Origin of the sequence: Gemella sp. 20925_1_85, from assembly GCF_041433735.1 — a bacterium.
Classification (GTDB): domain Bacteria; phylum Bacillota; class Bacilli; order Staphylococcales; family Gemellaceae; genus Gemella.
In genome coordinates this window covers 1-21,668 of the sequence record NZ_JAPWCC010000016.1, presented here as the reverse complement: position 1 = coordinate 21,668, position 21,668 = coordinate 1, and the positions used below count along the sequence as shown (strand labels likewise).

Genomic DNA, 21,668 nt, shown 5'->3' with positions numbered 1-21,668 from the left:
GAGAATAAATAAATGAAGAATACAGGAGAATACTTAGCTATAATATCTAAAGGAATCGTTATATTCTGAAAATTGTACTTTAATTAGTTATCATAGTATAGAAATAGTTGCGACACCAAAGGTTTTATGGTATAATGTATAAATTAAATTGTATTATTACAGTTTAAGGAGATTGAAATTGAAAATAAAATATTAGAATAAAAAATTATGAAAGGAAGATTTTTTATGGGCGAAGAAACAACAAAAAAACATAAAAAGAATGTAGTTGTTAAAAAGGCTGTAAGTTTAGAAACATTTGTCTTTTTAGCGATATTCTTCTCAATATTTGGACTTATGGCGAGAAAAATGGGAACACCGCTTATGTTTAAAACGATGATGGCAACAGCTCATGATTTATTACTGAATACAGTATTTTTCATTATGGCGATGGCTGTTATTGCCGGAGCTATGAGTGCTCTGTTATCAGAGTTCGGGGCGATAGCGTTAATTAATAAAATATTTGCACCGCTTATGAAACCTCTTTGGGGAATGCCTGGGGCGAGTGTCACTGGGGCAGTAGCGACGTATTTATCAGATAACCCAGCGATTATTCCATTCTCAAAAGACAAACGTTTTATAGCGTTCTTTAAAAAATACCAAGTTCCAGCGTTATGTAACTTAGGGACAGCGTTTGGTATGGGACTTATCGTAACGATGTTTATGATGGGACAAGGTGCTGGCTTTGTTAAAGCGGCGATTATCGGAAATGTCGGAGCTATTATAGGGAGTATAATAAGTGTACGTTTAATGTTAAGACAAACTAAGAAATTCTACGGAGATGAAGCTGAAGATCCAGTTGTAGATGCTGAAGTTGAAGGTCAATCACTAGATAAAGTTAGAATCGTGCGTGATGGTAACTTATTCCAACGTACATTAGATACTATCTTAGAAGGTGGAAAAGTAGGGGTAGAAATGGGTATGGCTATTATTCCAGGAGTACTTATCGTTTGTACTTTTGTAATGATGTTAACATTCAAAATGCCTGCTGGAGGATACACAGGAGCGGCGTATGAAGGAGTTGGCTTCCTACCTTGGTTAGGTGAAAAATTAAGATTTATTCTTGAACCATTATTTGGATTCCATTCTGCAGAAGCAATTGCCTTCCCAATCACAGCGTTAGGGGCTGTAGGTGGAGCAATCTCATTAGTACCAGAATTTTTAAGAAGTGGTCTTATTGGACCAAATGATATCGCAGTATTTACAGCGATGGGAATGTGCTGGAGTGGATACTTAAGCACACACATCGGTATGATGGATGCACTTGGAGTTAGAAAACTATCTTCAAAAGCTATTCTTTCTCATACAATAGGTGGTATAGTCGCGGGTATAGTAGCTCACTACTTATTTGTACTTTTAGGATAATAAATAATAGAAATTTAAGGAAAGATGCAACTTTTAAGTTGTGTCTTTTTTTATTTGTTAAAAAATAGAAAAATTGTAGTTTATGTTCATTTGTTCATTATTAATAGTTGTAGTTTTATAAATAGTTGCGAAAACGTATTAAGTTTGTTATAGTATAAATGATTATAAAATTAAGAAATTATGGAGAAAAAAGTATGCAGAAAGAGAATTTTAGAAGAAAGCAGTATTTCTCAATAAGGAAATATAAGATGGGAGCTTGTTCAGTATTGCTAGGAACAAGTTTGTTTTTATCTTTAAATTATACAGATGAAGTAAAAGCCGCAGAAGTGCGAGAGGTTACCACTCATGCGGTAGATAAGGATAGTTTATCAGAACAGATAAAAAAACAACTAAAAGTATTTGAGGAAAATAAAATAGAAGTAGAAGAAGGCAGAGAATATTATTTTGTTTATAGAAAAAATAATTTATTGCCGAATACTGGTGATATCCCAACAGGAACGTTGGCTTTAGGTGGAGCATTGTTGTTGGTGTGTTTAACGTTGATTAAGAAGAAAAAAGGGAAATTGATCTTTTTAGTCAGTATGTTAACTGTCAGTGGTAATTTAAGTCAAGTGATGGCTTTTGAAGATTTTAAAGAAATCCAACCAGTGGTGATGAAAACTTCAGTAGGTGGAATGTTACCAAGTCCAGAGGAAATACCTGGTTATAGTTTTACGGGTTACTATTTTGAAATAGGGAAAACATATACAAACAAAAGTAGTTCTATCAAGATAGAAGAACAAGGAGAGTTTACACCTGGAGTAGTGGAGGAAAAAACAGGTGTAGAGGAGAAAGTTGCAGTAAGTGAAAAAGGAAAACCCTTAGTACAGCCAGAGAATCCAGAAGCAGTAGTAAGTGAGAAAGGAAAACCCTTAGTACAGCCAGAGAATCCAGAAGCAGTAATAAGCGAGAAAGGAGAAGGTTTAGTACAGCCAGAGAATCCAGAAGCAGTAATAAGCGAGAAAGGAGAAGGTTTAGTACAGCCAGAGAATCCAGAAGCAGTAATAAGCAAGAAAGGAGAATCGTTAGTACAACCAGAGAATCCAGAAGCAGTAATAAGCGAGAAAGGAGAAGGTTTAGTACAGCCAGAGAATCCAGAAGCAGTAATAAACAAGAAAGGAGAATCGTTAGTACAACCAGAGAATCCAGAAGCAGTAATAAGCGAGAAGGGAGAAGGTTTAGTACAACCAGAGAATCCAGAATTAGAGATAAAACCAACACCAGAACAACCGACGCCGGATGGGAAGCTGGCCCCAGAGAAAGAAACGGAGCCATCAATACCTAACGTGAAACCAAATCCAGTGGAACCAGTAATACCTGATAAACCAGTAGTTGAGCCAAAACAACCTGGAACATCTCCAGAAATTATTGAAGGAAAAGAAGGTAAGACACCAGATGTGATTACAACTCCAAAAAAACCATCAGCAGACAAAGTAACCGCCGGAGAACCGGTTATTCCTCCTTCAATAACTACTGAAAAAGAACTGGATTATAAAACAATTTATAAAGCGTCACCAGACTTAAGGTATAATGAACAACAAGAAGAAACACCAGGGAAAAAAGGTAAGGAAGTGACTACTACTTCGTATACTCTTGATAAATCTACTGGAAAAATAGTAGAAAATGTTTCTACAAAAATAGAAAAACAACCAGTAAATAAAATTGTTAAAGTAGGAAATGTTGAGAAAGTAGTAAAACCTATAGCAATCACAGAGTCGAGAAAAGATGCTCCTGAAATTCTAAAAGGAAAAGAAGTAGTTGAAGATATAGGAGAACAGGGTGAAACAACAATAACTAAAACTTATGAAGTTAATCCTGAAACTGGAGAATTAACAAACCCTACAGAAAAAACTGAAACAACTAAAGCTATGCGACAAAAAGTAATTTTGGTTGGAACAAAAGAAGACAAACCACATCTGTTGCCAAGTAACAAAGAGCTGGAAAATGCAGTAAATGTAACAGAAGCTACTGCGGAGATGAAAAATGTAGACTTGTTGACGAATGAAAAATTAAAAGCTCAGTTAACACCATCAGATTTAGAAATAACTCGTGACTTATTCTTGAAACGAAAAGAATTACAAAAAACTAAACCAGGGATAACTGATGCTGAAGTTAAAGAAATTCTACGAAAAGAGTATCTAGAAAAATTATCTATTAAAGAAACGTTAGAAGAAACTAAAAAAGACTTAGAGTCTAATCTAAAAAAAGTTGCAGCTCACACATTAAGTATTATTGGAGATACTCCACAAAATAGAGAAAAAGTAAAACGTGATATTGAAGATAATAAAGAGAAAATATTACTGGGATTATCATATATAAATAGGTTTTATAATATTGATTTTGGAGATACTAATATCCGTGATATATTAGCGTACAATCCAAGCTCGTTTGGAAAGAAAGATGTTACTTCTTTAGAATGGTTAAAACACCTTGGATCTATGAGTTATGACGAGTTAAAACTTACTAATAGTCCAAAAACATTCGAAAAATATTTCGGGAAAATTACAGATAAACAAACATTATTAGAGTTCTTAGATTATAATAGAACTACATTTACTGATATGGATGGAGATACGTGGTTGAAGAAAGCTAGTCGAGCTATTGTAGTTGAAAAAGCTTCGAAACAAAAATCTGATGAAAAGGTCGGATTATATACTAAATTAACTACTGATCCTGAAAAATATGGAGCTGAAGGACTTCAAATAAATAATAGAAAACAACAAAATATTGCTACATTGTTAGGTTTGGTGAACATTAAAGAACCAAGCGTGTATGCCATAACTAATATAGCGACGGTGACTTACGGAAACATCGGAACGTATATGGATACTTCTTTAGAGAAAACGAATAAAACTAAGTATACCGAAGAGCTTAATAAGGTTAAAGAATTGATAGAATTAACTGCGACAAGGCAAGCTAATTATATTGATACTTTATATAGAATAACAAAATTGGAAAATCGTCCGAAATTAATTACTAATAGAGTAATTATAGATACGATGAAGAAATATACTGAGGATACAACTGCTGGAATAGCTAAAACATGGTCTAAAGATTCAGGACCAACAGCGGATAAAGGTGTTAAAGACTTCATGACACCATTAGGAATGTACTCACCATCGCAAATTGTAGGAGCTGAGGCGAACGGAGTAGGTGTGCGTTACTTCATAGATAGAGTTCTAGACAATAGAGGTTCAGCGACTTACTCTCACGAAATGACGCACTTATTAGATAGAACGGTATTATTCAATAATTATGGCCGTCGAGATGGTACAGCCGCGGAGTTTTATGCCCGAGGAATCTTCGAGAACTCTTATACACCAGAAAAAGATACATATTTCAACTTAAACTTTGTTTACGATGTAAGTAATAAAAATGGTTTCTACAACAAAACGCCAGATAGATTCAAAACAGCTGCAGATTTGAAATCTTATATGCATGGAAGTTTTGATGTGCTGTATAGTTTAGATTATCTAGAAGCAGAAGCAACAAAACAACTTACACTTGAAGAAAAAACTAAATATTTTAAAAAAATAACTCCGATAAATTCAACAGGTACTAGAACACCCGTAACATATACAAACCAAGCGGTTAAAGCTACGCATAATAGTGAAAAAATCTCAGAAATCACACTGGCAGAAGCGGAAAAACTAACTGATATTAATAGTTTAATCGATAATAATATTTTAGTGAACCGTTACATTATAAATGGATTTAATGGCAAAGGTGATATAAAAGCTAATGGATATTATTTAGTAGATATGTTTGATACGATTTTTGGAGTTAGTGAGAATCCTAAAGGAATGAGTGGGGATATTACATTCAGAAAACAAGCCTTTGAACTTATGGGAGCTCTAGGATATTATGAAGGATTTGTACCTTATGTATCAAATCAGTATAAACAACAAGCTGAAGCAGAGGGAGTACCGTTATCGGACAAATATATTTTCGAAAAAATTCTGAGAAAATCGTATGCGGAGTTTAAAAAAGAACAAATTAATGAACGTGTTACAAAATTAGATAGACTAAAACCAATTATGATAAATTATAATGGAAGAGAAGAAGTAATAAACAGCCCAGCGAAACTAAAACAGCTTATGGAACAAGCTGTTCGAGAAGAAATGACTCAAATAAATCAAGGTAACACAACGGCTCAGAGACTTTCATATATAGAAACTCCAGTGCAAAAACTTAAAAAAGAAATATATAAAGCTTATTTAAGACAATCACAAGACTTTACAGAGTCTATCTATAAAAATTAAAAAATAGACAGTAAGTTCAACAAATTTAAACTTAAAAATCAGACTTAGTATGGGAGTGACTCAAAAATCGTGATTTTGGAGAAACAAGATTTTGTCGAGTCACTCCCATCATTTTTTATTGAACATATTGTTTTGGAGGAGTATAATTAAGCTATATGTACTTTTTTACAAATATTATAAAAGGGGAAATCTTTTATGGAAAGATTTAAGAGTGTTAATTTTTATTATGCTTTAGGTATAATGTTAGTTATTTCGTTAGCTGCGAAATATCTTGCGCAAGTACCAGCGTTAAAACTTTTTGGACACTTGGTAATTGCACTTGTTATTGGTATGGCGTTACAAACGTCAAAAGGATTGAAAGAACAGGTTAAGGCGGATATTCCGTTTATAAGTAATAAGTTCTTACGTCTTGGAATAATTTTACTAGGATTTAAGCTAGCGTTGGATAGACTTTTAGCTGAAGGGAAGAAAACATTAGTTGTTGCCTTCTTTATTGTACTATTTATGATTACTTTAACTTACTTTATGTGTCGCGCGTTTAAAGTCGATCATGAACTTGCTTTGCTTTCTTCATGTGGTTGTGGTATCTGTGGTGCTGCGGCTGTTATGGGGGTAAGTGGTCAACTTCGTGCGAAAACAGACAATAGTGTTCTTGCTGTTGCGGTAGTAGCGATACTTGGTACAGTATTTACCTTGATAGAAGTAACTTTGCAGCCTTATCTAGGTCTCGATGCGTATAACTACGGAGTATTTACTGGAGGAAGTCTTCATGAGATAGCTCACGCAGTTGCGGCAGGAGGTGCAGGAGGTCAAGTAGCATTAGATGCTGCGATTCTTACTAAGTTATCTCGCGTGCTTATGCTTATAGTTGTTGCAGGTGTGCTAATTGTAGTTAATAAAAAGACTCAAGATGAAACAAAAGGTAAAGTTCCGATGCCGTACTTTATCCTTGGGTTTATTTTTATGAGTATCTTAGGAAGTTATGTTACTTTCTTAAAACCATTAGCACCTTTCTTCGTTGATGCAGCGTATATCTTCTTAGGTATGGCAATGGCAGCTCTTGGTATGAGTGTTAACTTTAAAGTTATTAAAGAACGTGGTGTAAGAGTATTCACAGCATGCTTCTTATCATCTGTAATCTTAATGATAGTTTGCTACGTAGTTGCTAGATTTATTTTCTAATGAGAAGATTAAGAGTATTTTCTAGGAAGAGTAGTCAGGTGGAAACAAAAATAATAAATCGATAGAGGAGAATAGTTATGACAATTACTAATCTTTTAGGGATAAAGTATCCAATTTTTCAAGGGGCGATGGCTCAAATAGCGAGACATGAACTTGTTTCTGCTGTTTCTAATGCTGGAGCGTTAGGAATACTAGCTTCAGGGGGAGTGAGCCCAGAAGAACTACGTAAAGAGATTAAACAGTGTAAAGAACTTACTGATAAACCTTTTGCGGTTAATCTAATGCTTATGATGCCGAATATCGATGAAATAATCGATGTTGTTATCGAAGAAGGTGTCAAAATCGTCACAACAGGGGCGGGAACACCTAGAAAATTCATGCCACGCTTAAAAGAAGCGGGGATAAAAGTTATTCCGGTTATTCCTTCTGTGAAAGCTGCGATGAAAATGGAAGAGTTAGGCTGTGATGCTGTTGTTGTTGAAGGTATGGAAGCTGGAGGACACGTTGGAACTAGCACGACTATGGCGCTATTACCACAGGTAACTAGTGCAGTTAATATTCCCGTAATTGCGGCTGGTGGTATTGCTGATGGACGCGGAATGGCTGCGGCGTATTGTTTGGGAGCTAGTGGAGTTCAGATGGGAACTGTATTCTTAGCTTCGGAAGAATGTCCGGTGACAGATGCATATAAAAATATGATCTTAGAAGCGGTCGACACATCAACAACCCTAACTGGAGAAAAATTCGGTGCGCCTGTTCGTGGTATTAAAAATGAACTTACAAAAAGATATCATGAACTAGAAGAACAATCTTCAACTCTTATGGAGTTAGAAGAATTGACGCTAGGTTCATTAAGACGAGCTGTTTATGATGGTGATGTAGAAAATGGATCTGTTATGGCGGGACAAATCGCAGGACTAGTTAGTGAGATTCGCCCTGTTAAGAACATAATAGAAGATGTTATGGAAGAAGCACGAGAAGTGTTGAAGAAAACAGAAATATAGAATATAAATTAGACCTTAGGGGAGTGACTCAAAAATCGTGATTTTGTCGAGTCACTCCCTCGCAGTTTATTAAATATCTAAAAAGATTTCATAAAGCGAATTTAGATATCAATAAACCACTACGTCTATGAACTTTATTAATTTTTGGGGCTTTTGGATAAATCCTTTATTTTTTTTGAATAAGTAATCTTCTCGAAAGAAAATATAATGTGAATTATAGTGTAAAATTAACCTTTGTTTGAATTCCTAAAGGTTGCAAAATTATAGAGAATAACCATATTTCAATTGACTATAGTTACTCTTTATTATATTATAGTTATATAATTTATCTTTATTACAATAGGAGGGTTTTATGATAGACCAAAGACGTAAACATGTTACTTATGGTTCTTCTTTTAAAGACTTCTTTAAAGGTTTCGTGGACTTCACAGGTTATACATCTGTATCTGGACACTGGTTTCCTGTAGGGAGTATTTTAGGGGGACTTATCTTACTAACAGTTATAGTATTCCAAGGTATGTTTTCTTCAATTACTAGTATTGGTAGAAAATCAAGCCGCAGCTCAGATTACCTATTAAGTGGAGGAGCGTTTAGTGATGGAGTATCTACTCTTCAAACAGGATTAGCATTCGGAATATTTATTATTATAGCTGGACTTATTTTAATTTTACCTCTAACTGCAAGTTTCGCAAGAAGACTACGTGATGTAGGTTTTGCAACATGGGGAATTGTTATTTTAATAGCTTTGTATTACATTTTAAGTTATTTCTCAGTGTATTTATTAACTCCGGTTTATACTATTGTATTCTTCTTTGTGTTAATGTCACTACCATCAAATGCGGCAGAAACTAACTCAAACAGTGAGTTTGCTAGATTTTTCTTAAGACAAACACCGCAAGCTCAACAATACTATAGCCAATTTGTAAATCCATTTGGACAACCAGTTCAATATGATCAATTCGGTAACCCAATTCCAAATCAACCACAATTCAACAATGGTATGAATCAAGGATTCCAAGGACAACCACAAGGATTCAATCCGAATGCACCACAAGGACGCGCGCAACAAGGATTCCAAGGACAACCACAAGGATTCAATCCAAACGCACCACAAGGACGCCCGCAACAAGGATTCCAAGGACAAGCACCGCAAGGATTTAACCCAAATGCACCACAAGGGCGTCCACAACAAGGATTCCAAGGGCAAGCGCCACAAGGATTTAATCCAAACGCGCAACATGGAGGACAACCACAAGGATTCAATCCAAACGCACAACGTGGAGGACAACCACAAGGATTCAATCCAAACGCACAACGTGGAGGACAACCACAAGGCTTTAATCCAAACGCGCAACACGGAGGACAACCACAAGGATTCAATCCAAACGCACAACGTGGAGGACAACCACAAGGATTCAATCCAAACGCACAACATGGAGGACAACCACAAGGGTTTAATTCAAACGCACAGCACGGAGGATACCCACAAGGGTTCAATTCAAATGCACAACAAGGAGTACAAGAACAAGCTGTTGTGAAAGAAGTTCAAGAAGAACAACAAGTGCAAGCTTCTCAAGAAGTGCATGTTGCACCAGAGCAACACGTAGAGGTAGCACCACAAGTGGAAACTGCGCCAGTAGTAGAAACACCAGCTCCTCAAGTTGAAGAAACTCACCAAGCAGAAACTGTAGCTGTTGCTGGTGGAGCAAGAAGCAGAAGACTTCAAAAGCTGAATAGAGCTGAAGAAGAAGTTGCTTTCAAAAAAAGAAGATAATTAATAAGGTGATCTAGTAGATCGATTAAAAGGTTCAAGTACAAAACTTGGACCTTTTTCTATTGGGAGTTCTTATTGATTTTCACGTTTGGTAATTTTACTACTCAAGAGTATAATACTTACGAGTAGTAAAAATTGAATTAGGGAAGTGTAGAGTTTAGATGAGTAAAAATAACTGAAACACATATTGTTGATTCTACTGACTATTATAGAAAAATGAAAAATCGCTCATCTATTTCTTGGGGAAAATTTTTGCGGTAATAATTTCAAAAAAACAGGCTTGATGCAAGATTACTCACACGTTATGAAAAATCTTAGAAATAATTATGAAAATGAAAAAACGCTCATCATTTAGAAAAACAATCAAATATTAAAAATAAAGCACTCATATTAATCATTTATTTTGATTATTTATGAGTGTTTTTGCTTGAATTTGATTGAATAGCTATATTATATTAGATATAATAATCATGGGAGTTAGGAGAGAAGAAAATGTTGAATGAAAGATGGAATAAGATTTTAGATTTATTAGATGAGAGAGGTTCATTGAATCTAAAGGAGTTGATGGAGCATTGTAATGTTTCGGAAGCTACAATAAGACGAGATCTTACAAATCTAGAAGATAAAAATTTATTATATAGAACACACGGTGGTGCGATGAAACGCTCAGCAGCCAGAGGAAGTGAAGAAAGTGTCGAAGCAAAACGTGCAGACTTCCTACAGGAAAAAAGAGAAGTTGCGAAGTACATTTGCGATAATATTTTACAATCAGGACAGACGATTTATCTTGATGCGGGGACATCGACATATGAAATGATAGAATATCTTCGTGATAGAAGGATAACTGTTGTGACGAATTCAACATATCATTTACCTAAACTTATTAATAACAAAATTCATACGATAATCTTAGGTGGAACGATAAAACATTCTACACAAGCTGTCATAGGTTCGGTCGCTATTGAACAGTTGAAGAAATACAGCTTCGACATATGTTTTGTAGGATGTAATGGAATAGATGAGACTTTTGGTGTGACGACTGCCGAAGAAAATGAAGCATTTATCAAAGCTACGGCGTTAAAAAATGGTAAGAGGAAGTACATTCTTGCTGATAAATCAAAATTTGGACATAGAAAATTCCAAAAATTTGCCGAATTAGATGATGTAACCATCGTATCTTATGAAGTTCCAGAAGAATATAAGAAATTTAAAAATATAATAGAAGTAAAAAGTATAAAGGAGGATTAATAGTGTATTATACAATTACTTTAAATCCAGCTGTTGATATGCTGACAACTGCGGAAAATTTTGTACTTGGAAAACTAAATAGAACACAAGAAGCGAAATATGTAGTAGGTGGAAAAGGTATTAACATTTCTATCTTATTAAACAACGTTGGTGTTGATAGTAAGGCGTGGGGATTTGTCGCAGGATTCACGGGATATTTTATAAAATCAGAACTAGATAATCTAGGTGTGAAACACGACTTTGTAGAAACGCACGGAGCGACTAGAATCAATATGAAATTAACTACAGAAACTGAGACAGAAATTAACGGTCAAAGTAGTAGTGTAAATCTAGATAACGTGAGCGAGTTCTTTACTAAATTAGAAGTACTAACGAAAGAAGATGTAGTATTCTTATCAGGTAATGTTATCGCGGGAATGGGTGTAGAAGACTTTAAAGCAATCGCTAAGAGAGTATCGGTATCAGGAGCAACGTTAGTTGTAGATAGTAATAAGGAGTTAGTGCTAGATACACTTCAGTACAAACCATTCGTAGTTAAACCGAATGAATTTGAACTTGGAGAAATGTTTGGTGTAACTTTAAATTGTATCGAAGAAATCCTACAATATGCTGAAAAACTACAAGAACGTGGTGCGAAAAATGTACTTGTTTCACGTGGAGCAGACGGAGCGTTACTATTAACTGAAGACAAAGAAGTATTCGAAGTAAACGTAGCTAAAGGTAAGATAGTATCGACTGTTGCGGCAGGAGATAGTATGCTTGCGATGTTTGTTGCCAAATACAACGAAACAAAAGACTATCAAGAAGCTCTACGCTATGCATCGGCTGCGGGTGGTGCGACATCATTCTCAGTAGGAGTAGGAAGTAAAAAGCTAATTGAAGAATTGCTACCACAAATTGAAGTAAAAAAAATAAAATAAAACTTCGACAGATTGTCGGTGAGCGAATCAGTAATTAACATTACAACTTGAAGTTGAAATAAATTATTTACAGAAAAAAACAAATATAAGTTAAACATATTTCCTCGGAAATATGAAATTAACAAAGGAGAAAGAAATGAAATTAACAGATGTTCTAAATTATGACTTAGTTCAATTCGAATTCAGCGCTGCTGATAAAAAAGAAGCTCTGGACAAACTAACAAGCATGTTAGTGGAAAAAAATATTATCGCTAGTAAAGAAAACTTCTTAAACGCATTATTAGCTCGTGAAGCTCAATCAACTACAGGAGTAGGAGAAAACGTAGCTATTCCTCACGCTAAAAGTGCGGACTTCGACAAAGCGATGATCGTTTATGCGAAAAGTGACGAAGGTGTTGAGTGGGAAAGTTTTGACGGACAACCTGCAAAACACATCTTTATGATCTGTGCGCCAGACGGTGGAGCGGACGAGCACCTTAAAGCTCTAGCTTCACTATCACAAGCTCTTATGGATGCAGATGTAAAAGCAGGATTAGATGCAGCTACAACTAAAGCAGACGTAGAAAAAGTATTCGCAGACTTCGTAGCTAAAACAGAAGCTCCAAAAGAAGAAGAAAAACAAGCAGCTCCAAGTGGAGAAAAACCATATATCATTGCGGTAACAGCTTGTCCTACAGGTATTGCCCACACATTCATGGCTGCTGAGAAAATAAAAGAAACAGCTAAAGCGATGGGATTAGATGTTAAAGTAGAAACAAACGGTCAAATCGGTGTAGAAAACAAACTTACAAAAGAAGATATCGAAAGAGCAGCGGGAATCATCGTTGCAGCTGATAAAAAAGTAGAAGTTGCACGTTTTGATGGACGTCCAACAATTATGACAAAAGTAGCTGACGGAATTAACAAACCAGAAGAACTTATCCAAACAATCTTAGATGGAAAAGCTCCTATCTACAAACATGACGGAGCAGCAGAAGATTCAGAAGATTCTTCAGCAAATGAAAGTATCGGACGTCGTGCTTACAAACACCTAATGGAAGGTGTAAGTAACATGCTACCATTCGTAGTAGCTGGTGGTATTCTTATCGCATTATCATTCATCTGGGGTATTAACTCATTTGATCCGAAAGATCCATCTTACAACAAAGTTGCAGAAGTATTATTCTATTTCGGTAAAATTTCATTTAGTATGATGTTACCAATCCTAGCTGGATTCATCGGTCGTTCTATCGCTGACCGTCCTGGATTCATCGTTGGTATGATCGGTGGTATTTTAGCAGATCCAAGTATTTTAGGTCTGAAAAGTGATTTATTAGCATACACTCCTTCAGGATTCTTAGGAGCGTTAGTAGCCGGGTTCTTAGCTGGTGGAATCATCCACGTATTAAAAATTGCATTCAGCTGGATGCCTCGTTCATTAGATGGTATTAAACCAATCTTCCTATTCCCTATCTTAGGGTCACTAATTATGGGATTATTAATGATCTTCTTAATCAACGCTCCGATGGCAAGTGTTATGGAAGGGTTAAAACACTTTATCGAAAGTCTTAACGGAAGCGGTAAATTCATCCTTGGATTCGTAGTAGCTGCGATGATGGCTATCGACATGGGTGGTCCAATTAACAAAGCTGCTTACGTAACAGGTACAGCTCTATTAACATCTGCAGGTTCAGCAGGAAGTGATGTGATGGCTGCGGTTATGATCGGTGGTATGGTACCTCCATTAGCAATCGCTGTATCAGCAACAATCAACAAAAACATCTGGCCAAAAGCTCAACGTAGTGGAGCGTTAGTAAACTACGTAATGGGATTATCATTTATCACAGAAGGTGCTATTCCATTCGCAGCAAGTAACCCAGCGCGTGTTATTCCACCATTATTCATCTCAAGTGGTATCGCTGGAGCGTTAAGTATGACTTTTGGAGCTGTATCAAAAGCTCCTCACGGAGGAATCTTCGCTATCGCTGCAGGTGCTGTAAGTAACCCACTTATGTATCTATTAGCTTTAGTGATTGGAGCAGTATTAGGTGCATTACTATTAATCGCATCACTAAGCTTTGGGAAAAAGATAGAAAATTAATACATTAAATATTTTCAAAATAAACACTACTTTACATATTGTAAAAGTAGTGTTTATTTTAATTACGAAAATTCATATAAAAGCTATGGTAAGGTTACTTGTTTTAAGGAAAAGAAAAATTTAAAACATTAAATATATTTTTTTAATGGTGGAATATTTAGTTTTAAAAATATCTAAAATATAAGAAAATATATACGTTTTTTTTTTTTTTTTAATTTACAAAACTTACAAATATATATATTTTATATTATTTATGTAGATAACGCTTTAAACATTGTTTATATAAGTTTTATTTTGATTTTAAAAAGTTTATATTGATTTTATTTTTTGAAAATGATATAATTAAGCATAAAAATTTTTAAGAAATATAGTTAGAATTTTAGGTATGTTAAAGTCAAGGGTATTTAAAAGATATACTATAATCGTTTTAATTTTTTATGCGTTTTTATTAAAAAATAGAAAAAGGAGAAGGTAATGTTTAGTAAGAACAATACGAAAATGAATAATAAGAAGCAATTCGAAAAAATTAACCATTACGGTATTAAGAAATTTAATGCTGGAACGGCATCAGTTCTAATTGCTTCTGCTTTTCTGTTTTTAGGGGGAGCAGCGCAAGCGGCAGATACTAACAAACAAGAAGCAACAGTAGCGACTACTGAAAAAGTAGCGGCAGAAAAACCAACAGAGGAAAAAGTTGAAACAAAACCAGCTGTAGCAGAAAAAGCTGCAGAAGCAAAAGAAGTAGTAGAAGCACCAAAAGCTGAAGTTAAAGCTGAAGCTAAAAAAGAGGTGAACAAAGCTACTCTTCAAGCAAAAATCAGTCAATTAGATAACTTATTCGTAATGTTAGCAGGAAAAGAGTTATCAGAAACAAAGCAAGCACAAACTGTAAGTGCGGCAGTAGAATTAAACAAAGCTAAAGATTTAGTAGCATCAGAGTCAGCTACACAAGCTGAAGTAGATGCACAAGTAGTAGCATTAGAAGCAGCTATCAACAGCTTAAACAAAGTTGAAAAAACTGTAGAAAAAGCTACAGACAAAAAAGAAGAAACTAAAAAAGAAGAAAAATCTGAAACTAAAGTAGCTAAAGAAAACCTAGAAAAAGCAGTTTCAGAAGCGAAAGTAGTGAACCAAGCTGCAACAACATTCGCAACAAAAGAAGTTAAAGAAGAAGCGCCAAAAGCAGAAATCAAAGCAGCGGTAGCGACATCTGAAAAAGAAATCGCAAAAGCTCTAGACATCTTCAACTCAGATTCTTCAACAAAATCAGATGCTGATCAACAACGTAAAGAATTAGAAAAAGCTATCGAAGCAGTGTACGTAACAATGCAACGTGCTGGACACCGTGGAAGAGTAGAAGCTATTCTAGCGGATGCAACAAGTGGTGACAAAACTATCACAGGTAAAGGTGTTATCAGAAATGGTAATGCAATAGTAACAGTTAACAATGCCTATGTAACTATGAATGCAGATAATACTGCACCTAAAGCATGGGGGATTGATGTAGTATTCGATACATCTCAGGCTCAAAATGGTGATACTACTACAATTGAAATGAAAAACTTAACAGGGTTTGGAGATAGTTTTAAACCTGGTACAAAAATAACAGCAGCAGACGGAACTGTAATTGGGGAAGTTGTTTCTAAAGCAACTACTAACTCTGCAGGAAATAGAAATGGAAAAGCTCCTTTCTGGGCACAACGTAACCAAGATGGTATGACTTATGAAGAGCGTGTCGCTGAACAACCAGCTATCCCGAATGAAGTAGGAACTACTACTTATACCATTCGTTGGAATGATAATGCGAAAAACTACGCTGTAACAACTTTTTATGCAGAAAACTTAACAGCGATTGATTATTATGCACCTAATATTTCTAAAGATACTGAATATACGGCAGCGATTAGTGTAAATGGACAACCAATTCTTGAACATAAGTATACGCACAAAGCATCTAAGTCAGCGGCACAAAAACAAAATACTTCTGCTACTATTATGGGAGATAACATTTTAGGGTATAAAGGAAGTGAACGCGTTAGAAAGAGTGATGCAGTAGTTATTAATACTGATAGTGATGTGCGTTACGGAAAAGGTTCTAAATTTACGATTACATTACCAAATGATGATTTCACATACTTTAAAGCAATTGAAGGTTCAAAAAATACTGCTACAAATACTAATAAAGATGACAGTATAACTTACCGCCCTGCAGGTCGTTGGAATAATGTTCAAGCTAATGCAAACAACGTTTGGATTCTTAATGATGGTCGTGATACAAATTTTACATTAAAAGCAACTGTAAAATCACCGACAGAATTAGAAATAGAAGTAATTGACGGTGCAATTCAAGAAGACTCAATAGTTTCTATTGGTTTAGATAAACTTGGGGTTGAAAAAGTTATAACAAACCGTACATTCTCAGACGAGTATTCTAAGTTTATATACGATGAGGCAGGTCGTCTAAAAGAAGGAAGTGTAGTAGGTGATACAGATAAAACGGCAGCTACTCTTACTGTATCGGGTGGAACACCTCTTAATGGAGGAGAAGAAAATGTAACTACTAAAGTTGCGAACGGTTGGAAAGTTGAAGTTGGAGCAGGAGGAAACAGTCAGTTTGAAACTGGAGCTGTTACTATCACTTTAGTAAACATTGAAACAGGGGAAGAGTTTGCATATGAACCTACAAATTATGATGGTTATGCTAAGCCTAATGAAGATGGTAGTTATGAAACTAAGAACATTTTAGGTAAAAAATATGATGTTTCAAACAAAGTTCCTGATTTAACTAAAACTATCAAAGGTGTTGAGTACATTCGTGTTGATGTTCCAGCTAAAGGAACATCAGGAACTGTTAATATTGGTCCAAAACGTGCTAGCGCTATTTATAGTTCGGAAGAACTTCAAGCGAATGGAGTAAACCCTAATGCCTTTGTAAACAATGTTGTTTACTACTATGTTAAGAAAACAAAAGTAGAAGAAGTAAATCGTACAATTAAATATGTATACGCAGAGGATGCTAAAGATCTTGCGGGACAACAAGTATTTGAACCGACAACTCAAACTGTAAGTTACACAGGAACTATCCAAGTAAATGATAAAAATGAAGCTCAAGTAGATGCTAATAGAAAACCGATTTACATTAATTGGGTTGGTAACGGAGATACTACTCTTCCAGAAGTAAAAGTTCCTCAAAAAGAAGGATACATAGCAAGTGTAGAAAAAGTAGCTGCGCAACCAACGACAGCAACTGATGAAGATTATGAGTTCGTTGTTACTTATACACCAATTCAAAAAGCAAGAACAACATTTGTTTATCAAGATAAAGACGGAAATGTTAAACAAGTAGAAGGAAACACACCAGTAACTGAAACAGGTAAAGGTGGAGACAAACTTACAAAAGCAGAAGAAATTGCTAACAAAATTAAAGAAGCTCAAAACAAAGGATATGAATTAGTATATAATACATACCCAACAGATGGAGTATTTGATAAAGATAAAGATGTTGATCAAGAATACACAGTAACACTTAAAGAACGAGTAGTACCAGTAACACCAGATCAACCAAAAACACCAGGAACTCCAGTAGATCCAAACAACCCAGAAGGACCTAAATACCCAGCTGGATTAGAAGAAAAAGATCTAAACAAAACAGTAACACGTACAATTACGTATGTATACGCAGATGGAACTCCGGTTATGGAAAATGGAGCACCAAAAGTAGTAATACAAGAAGCTAAATTCACACGTGAAGCAAAAGTAAACTTAGTTACAGGAGGAGTTACATACGGAGACTGGACACCGGCACAAGACTTAGCTGAAGTTAAATCACCAGAAATCGCTAAACATACAGTTGATAAAGCTACAGTAGCGACAGTGCAAGTAACTAACGCTTCAGAAAACATTAACGAAGTAGTTACTTATACACCGGTTCAAAAAGCAACAACAACATTTATTTACCAAGATAAAGATGGTAATGTTAAACAAGTAGAAGGAAATGAACCTATTTCTGAAACAGGTACAAATGGAGAAAAACTTACAAAAGCAGAAGAAATTGCTAACAAAATCAAAGAAGCTCAAAACATAGGATATGAATTAGTATCTAATACATACCCAACAGACGGAGTATTCGATAAAGATGTTAACACTGATCAAGAGTTTACGGTAACACTTAAAGAACGTGTAGTGCCAGTAACACCAGATCAACCGAAAACACCGGGAACTCCAGTAGATCCAAACAACCCAGAAGGACCTAAATACCCAGCTGGATTAGAAGAAAAAGATCTAAACAAAACAGTAACACGTACAATTACATACGTATATGAAGATGGAACTCCAGTTTTAGGGGACAATGATACACCAAGAACAGAAATTCAACAAGTTAAATTTACTCGTGAAGCAAAAGTAAACTTAGTTACAGGAGAAGTAACATATGGAGATTGGACACCAGCGCAAGACTTAGCTGAAGTTAAATCACCTGTAGTTAAAGGATACTTAGCTGACAAAGCAACAGTAGCGAAAGTGACAGTAGACAACACATCTAAGGATATTACAGAAGTAGTAACATACAAACCACTAGGATCATGGGTACCAAACATTCCAGGACAACCAACAGATCCAATTAAATATCCAAACGATCCAACAGATCCAACAAAACCAGGAACTGACAAACCAAAAGTACCATACGTACCAGGATTCACACCTAAGGATAAAGATGGAAACCCACTTAAACCAGTAAATCCAAATAATCCAGAAGAAGGATATGAAGTACCGAATATCCCTACAAATCCAGGTGAAGACACTCCAATCAACTACGTAAAAGATACTCAAAAAGCTAAAACAACATTCGTAGATGAAAAAGGAAACCCAATTCCAGGAGTAGCTGAAATTACTGAACAAGGTGGATCAGAAACACCATTAACAAAAGAGGATGAAGTAAAAGCTAAGATTAAAGAACTTGAAAATAAAGGATATGAATTAGTATCTAATACATACCCAACAGATGGAGTATTCGATAAAGATGTTAACACTGACCAAGAGTACACAGTAACACTTAAAGAACGTGTAGTACCAGTAACACCAGATCAGCCGAAAACACCAGGAACTCCAGTAGATCCAAACAACCCAGAAGGACCTAAATACCCAGCTGGATTAGAAGAAAAAGATCTAAACAAAACAGTAACACGTACAATTACATACGTATATGAAGATGGAACTCCAGTTTTAGGGGACAATGATACACCAAGAACAGAAACGCAACAAGTTAAATTCACTCGTAATGCAAAAGTAAACTTAGTTACAGGAGAAGTAACATATGGAGATTGGACACCAGCGCAAGACTTAGCTGAAGTTAAATCACCAAGAGTTAAAGGATACTTAGCTGACAAAGCAACAGTAGCGAAAGTGACAGTAGACAACACATCTAAGGATATTACAGAAGTAGTAACATACAAACCACTAGGTTCATGGGTACCAAATATTCCAGGACAACCAACAGACCCAATCAAATATCCAAACGATCCAACAGATCCAACAAAACCAGGAAGTGAAAAACCAAAAGTACCACACGTACCAGGATTCACACCTAAGGATAAAGATGGAAACCCACTTAAACCGGTAAATCCAAACAACCCAGAAGAAGGATATGAAGTACCAAGTATCCCTACAAACCCAGGTCAAGACACTCCAATCAACTACGTAAAAGATACTCAAAAAGCGAAAACAACATTCGTAGATGAAAAAGGAAACCCAATTCCAGGAGTAGACGCTATTACTGAAGAAGGTGATTCAGACACACCATTAACAAAAGAAGCTGAAGTAAAAGCTAAGATCAAAGAACTAGAAAACAAAGGATATGAATTAGTATCTAATACATACCCAGAAGGTGGTAAGTTCGATAAAGATAAAGACACTGATCAAGAGTTCAAAGTAACACTTAAAGAACGTGTAGTGCCAGTAACACCAGATCAACCAAAAACACCAGGAACTCCAGTAGATCCAAACAATCCAGAAGGACCTAAATATCCAGCTGGATTAGAAGAAAAAGATCTAAACAAAACAGTAACACGTACAATCGCATACGTATACGAAGATGGAACTCCAGTATTAAATGAAGATGGAACGCCAAAAACAGTAACACAAGAAGCTAAATTCACACGTGAAGCAAAAGTAAACTTAGTAACAGGAGAAGTTACATACGGAGACTGGTCAGAGGCTAAAGATTTAGCTGAAGTTAAATCACCAGTAGTTAAAGGATTTGTAGCTGATAAAGCAAGTGTTGCAGTAGTAAATGTAACTGCAGATTCAGAAGATATTAAAGAAGTAGTAACATACAAACCACTAGGATCATGGGTACCAAATATTCCAGGACAACCAACAAATCCAATTAAATATCCAAACGATCCAACAGATCCAACAAAACCAGGAGCTGAAAAACCAAAAGTACCATACGTACCAGGATTCACACCTAAGGATAAAGATGGAAATCCACTTAAACCAGTAAATCCAAACAATCCAGAAGAAGGATACGAAGTACCAAATATCCCTACAAACCCAGGTGAAGACACACCAATCAACTACGTAGCAAACAAAGCTAAACTAGTAGTTAAATACGTAGATGAAAATGGAAAAGACTTAGCTCCTTCAGAAACAACAGAAGGAAAAGTAGGAGATGAGTACACTACAAGTGGAAAAGTGATTCCAGGATATGTGCTTGTTCGTGTAGATGGAGAAGCTAAAGGTAAGATTGGAAAAGATGGTTCAACAGTAACATATGTGTACAAACCATTAGGTTCATGGATTCCAAACATTCCAGGACAACCAACAAACCCAATTAAATATCCAAATGATCCAACAGATCCAACAAAACCAGGAACTGATAAACCGGTATTGCCATATGTACCAGGACACACTCCAGTAGATGGAAATGGACAACCACTTAAACCAGTTGATCCGAAAGATCCATCAAAAGGATACATCACTCCAGATATCCCAGTAGATCCAGGTAAAGACACTCCAATCAACTACGTAGCGAACAAAGCAAAATTAGTAGTTAAATACGTAGATGAAAAAGGAAAAGACTTAATCCCTGCAGAAACAACAGAAGGACATGAAGGTGATGAGTACACAACAACTGGAAAAGTAATTAAAGGATACGTATTAGTACGCGTAGAAGGTGAAGCTAAAGGTAAGATTGGAAAAGATGGTTCAACAGTAACATATGTTTACAAACCACTAGGTTCATGGATTCCAAACATTCCAGGACAACCAATAAATCCAATCAAATATCCAAATGATCCGACAGATCCAACAAAACCAGGAACTGACAAACCGGTATTACCATACGTACCAGGATATACACCAGTAGATGGAAATGGACAACCACTTAAACCAGTTGATCCACAAGACCCAACTAAAGGATACATCGTACCAGATGTTCCAACAAACCCAGGTCAAGATACGCCGATCAACTATATTCCAGCTCCTAAACCACAACCTACTCCGGTTGTAACACCTGAAAAACCAGTTAAAAATGATGCTCCAGTTCAACCAAAAGCAAATGCTCAAGTTAAGAGATTAGCTAATACTGGAACAACAGAAACTAACACTGGATTAGCGGGGTTAGGACTAGCAACAATTGCTGGGCTCCTTACAGCGGCAAGACGTCGTAAAGAAAAATAAAATAAAAAAACATATAATAAATAAAATCATAAAAGACAAAATAGAATAAAGTAATGACTTGAAAGCACCCTTGATAATTTT

9 protein-coding genes are annotated in these 21,668 nt (G+C 35.7%); all 9 read left to right on the top strand.

Annotated elements, in window-relative coordinates:
* The first annotated feature begins 225 nt into the window (after positions 1 to 225).
* The 9 genes from O3884_RS05955 to O3884_RS05915 all read left to right on the top strand — a co-directional run bounded on the left by O3884_RS05955 (position 226) and on the right by O3884_RS05915 (position 21,587).
* On the top strand, positions 226 to 1,401 hold the full coding sequence (locus tag O3884_RS05955; RefSeq protein WP_371452397.1) for a CD0519/CD1768 family membrane protein: 1,176 nt from the start codon (positions 226 to 228) through the stop codon (positions 1,399 to 1,401).
* Between the two features lie 194 nt (positions 1,402 to 1,595).
* Positions 1,596 to 5,702 (top strand): ZmpA/ZmpB/ZmpC family metallo-endopeptidase, encoded by a 4,107-nt coding sequence (locus O3884_RS05950; protein WP_371452395.1) that lies wholly within the window; start codon positions 1,596 to 1,598, stop codon positions 5,700 to 5,702.
* Between the two features lie 195 nt (positions 5,703 to 5,897).
* Positions 5,898 to 6,884 carry a YeiH family protein gene (locus O3884_RS05945; protein ID WP_371452392.1) on the top strand — a complete coding sequence of 329 codons (987 nt, stop codon included), beginning with the start codon at positions 5,898 to 5,900 and terminating at the stop codon, positions 6,882 to 6,884.
* 77 nt (positions 6,885 to 6,961) lie between these two features.
* A complete protein-coding gene (locus O3884_RS05940) occupies positions 6,962 to 7,888 on the top strand; it encodes a nitronate monooxygenase (RefSeq protein ID WP_371452390.1) in 927 nt (308 codons plus the stop codon).
* Between the two features lie 352 nt (positions 7,889 to 8,240).
* Entirely contained in the window at positions 8,241 to 9,662 is a 1,422-nt protein-coding gene (locus O3884_RS05935; protein WP_371452389.1) for a polyadenylate binding domain-containing protein, read from the top strand.
* 492 nt (positions 9,663 to 10,154) lie between these two features.
* Positions 10,155 to 10,910 (top strand): DeoR/GlpR family DNA-binding transcription regulator, encoded by a 756-nt coding sequence (locus O3884_RS05930; protein ID WP_371452388.1) that lies wholly within the window; start codon positions 10,155 to 10,157, stop codon positions 10,908 to 10,910.
* Between the two features lie 2 nt (positions 10,911 to 10,912).
* Entirely contained in the window at positions 10,913 to 11,830 is a 918-nt protein-coding gene (locus O3884_RS05925; protein ID WP_371452386.1) for a 1-phosphofructokinase family hexose kinase, read from the top strand.
* Between the two features lie 136 nt (positions 11,831 to 11,966).
* Positions 11,967 to 13,910 (top strand): PTS fructose transporter subunit IIABC, encoded by a 1,944-nt coding sequence (locus tag O3884_RS05920; protein WP_371452385.1) that lies wholly within the window; start codon positions 11,967 to 11,969, stop codon positions 13,908 to 13,910.
* A gap of 474 nt (positions 13,911 to 14,384) precedes the next feature.
* A complete protein-coding gene (locus O3884_RS05915) occupies positions 14,385 to 21,587 on the top strand; it encodes a mucin-binding protein (RefSeq protein WP_371452383.1) in 7,203 nt (2,400 codons plus the stop codon).
* The last annotated feature ends 81 nt before the right edge of the window (positions 21,588 to 21,668 follow it).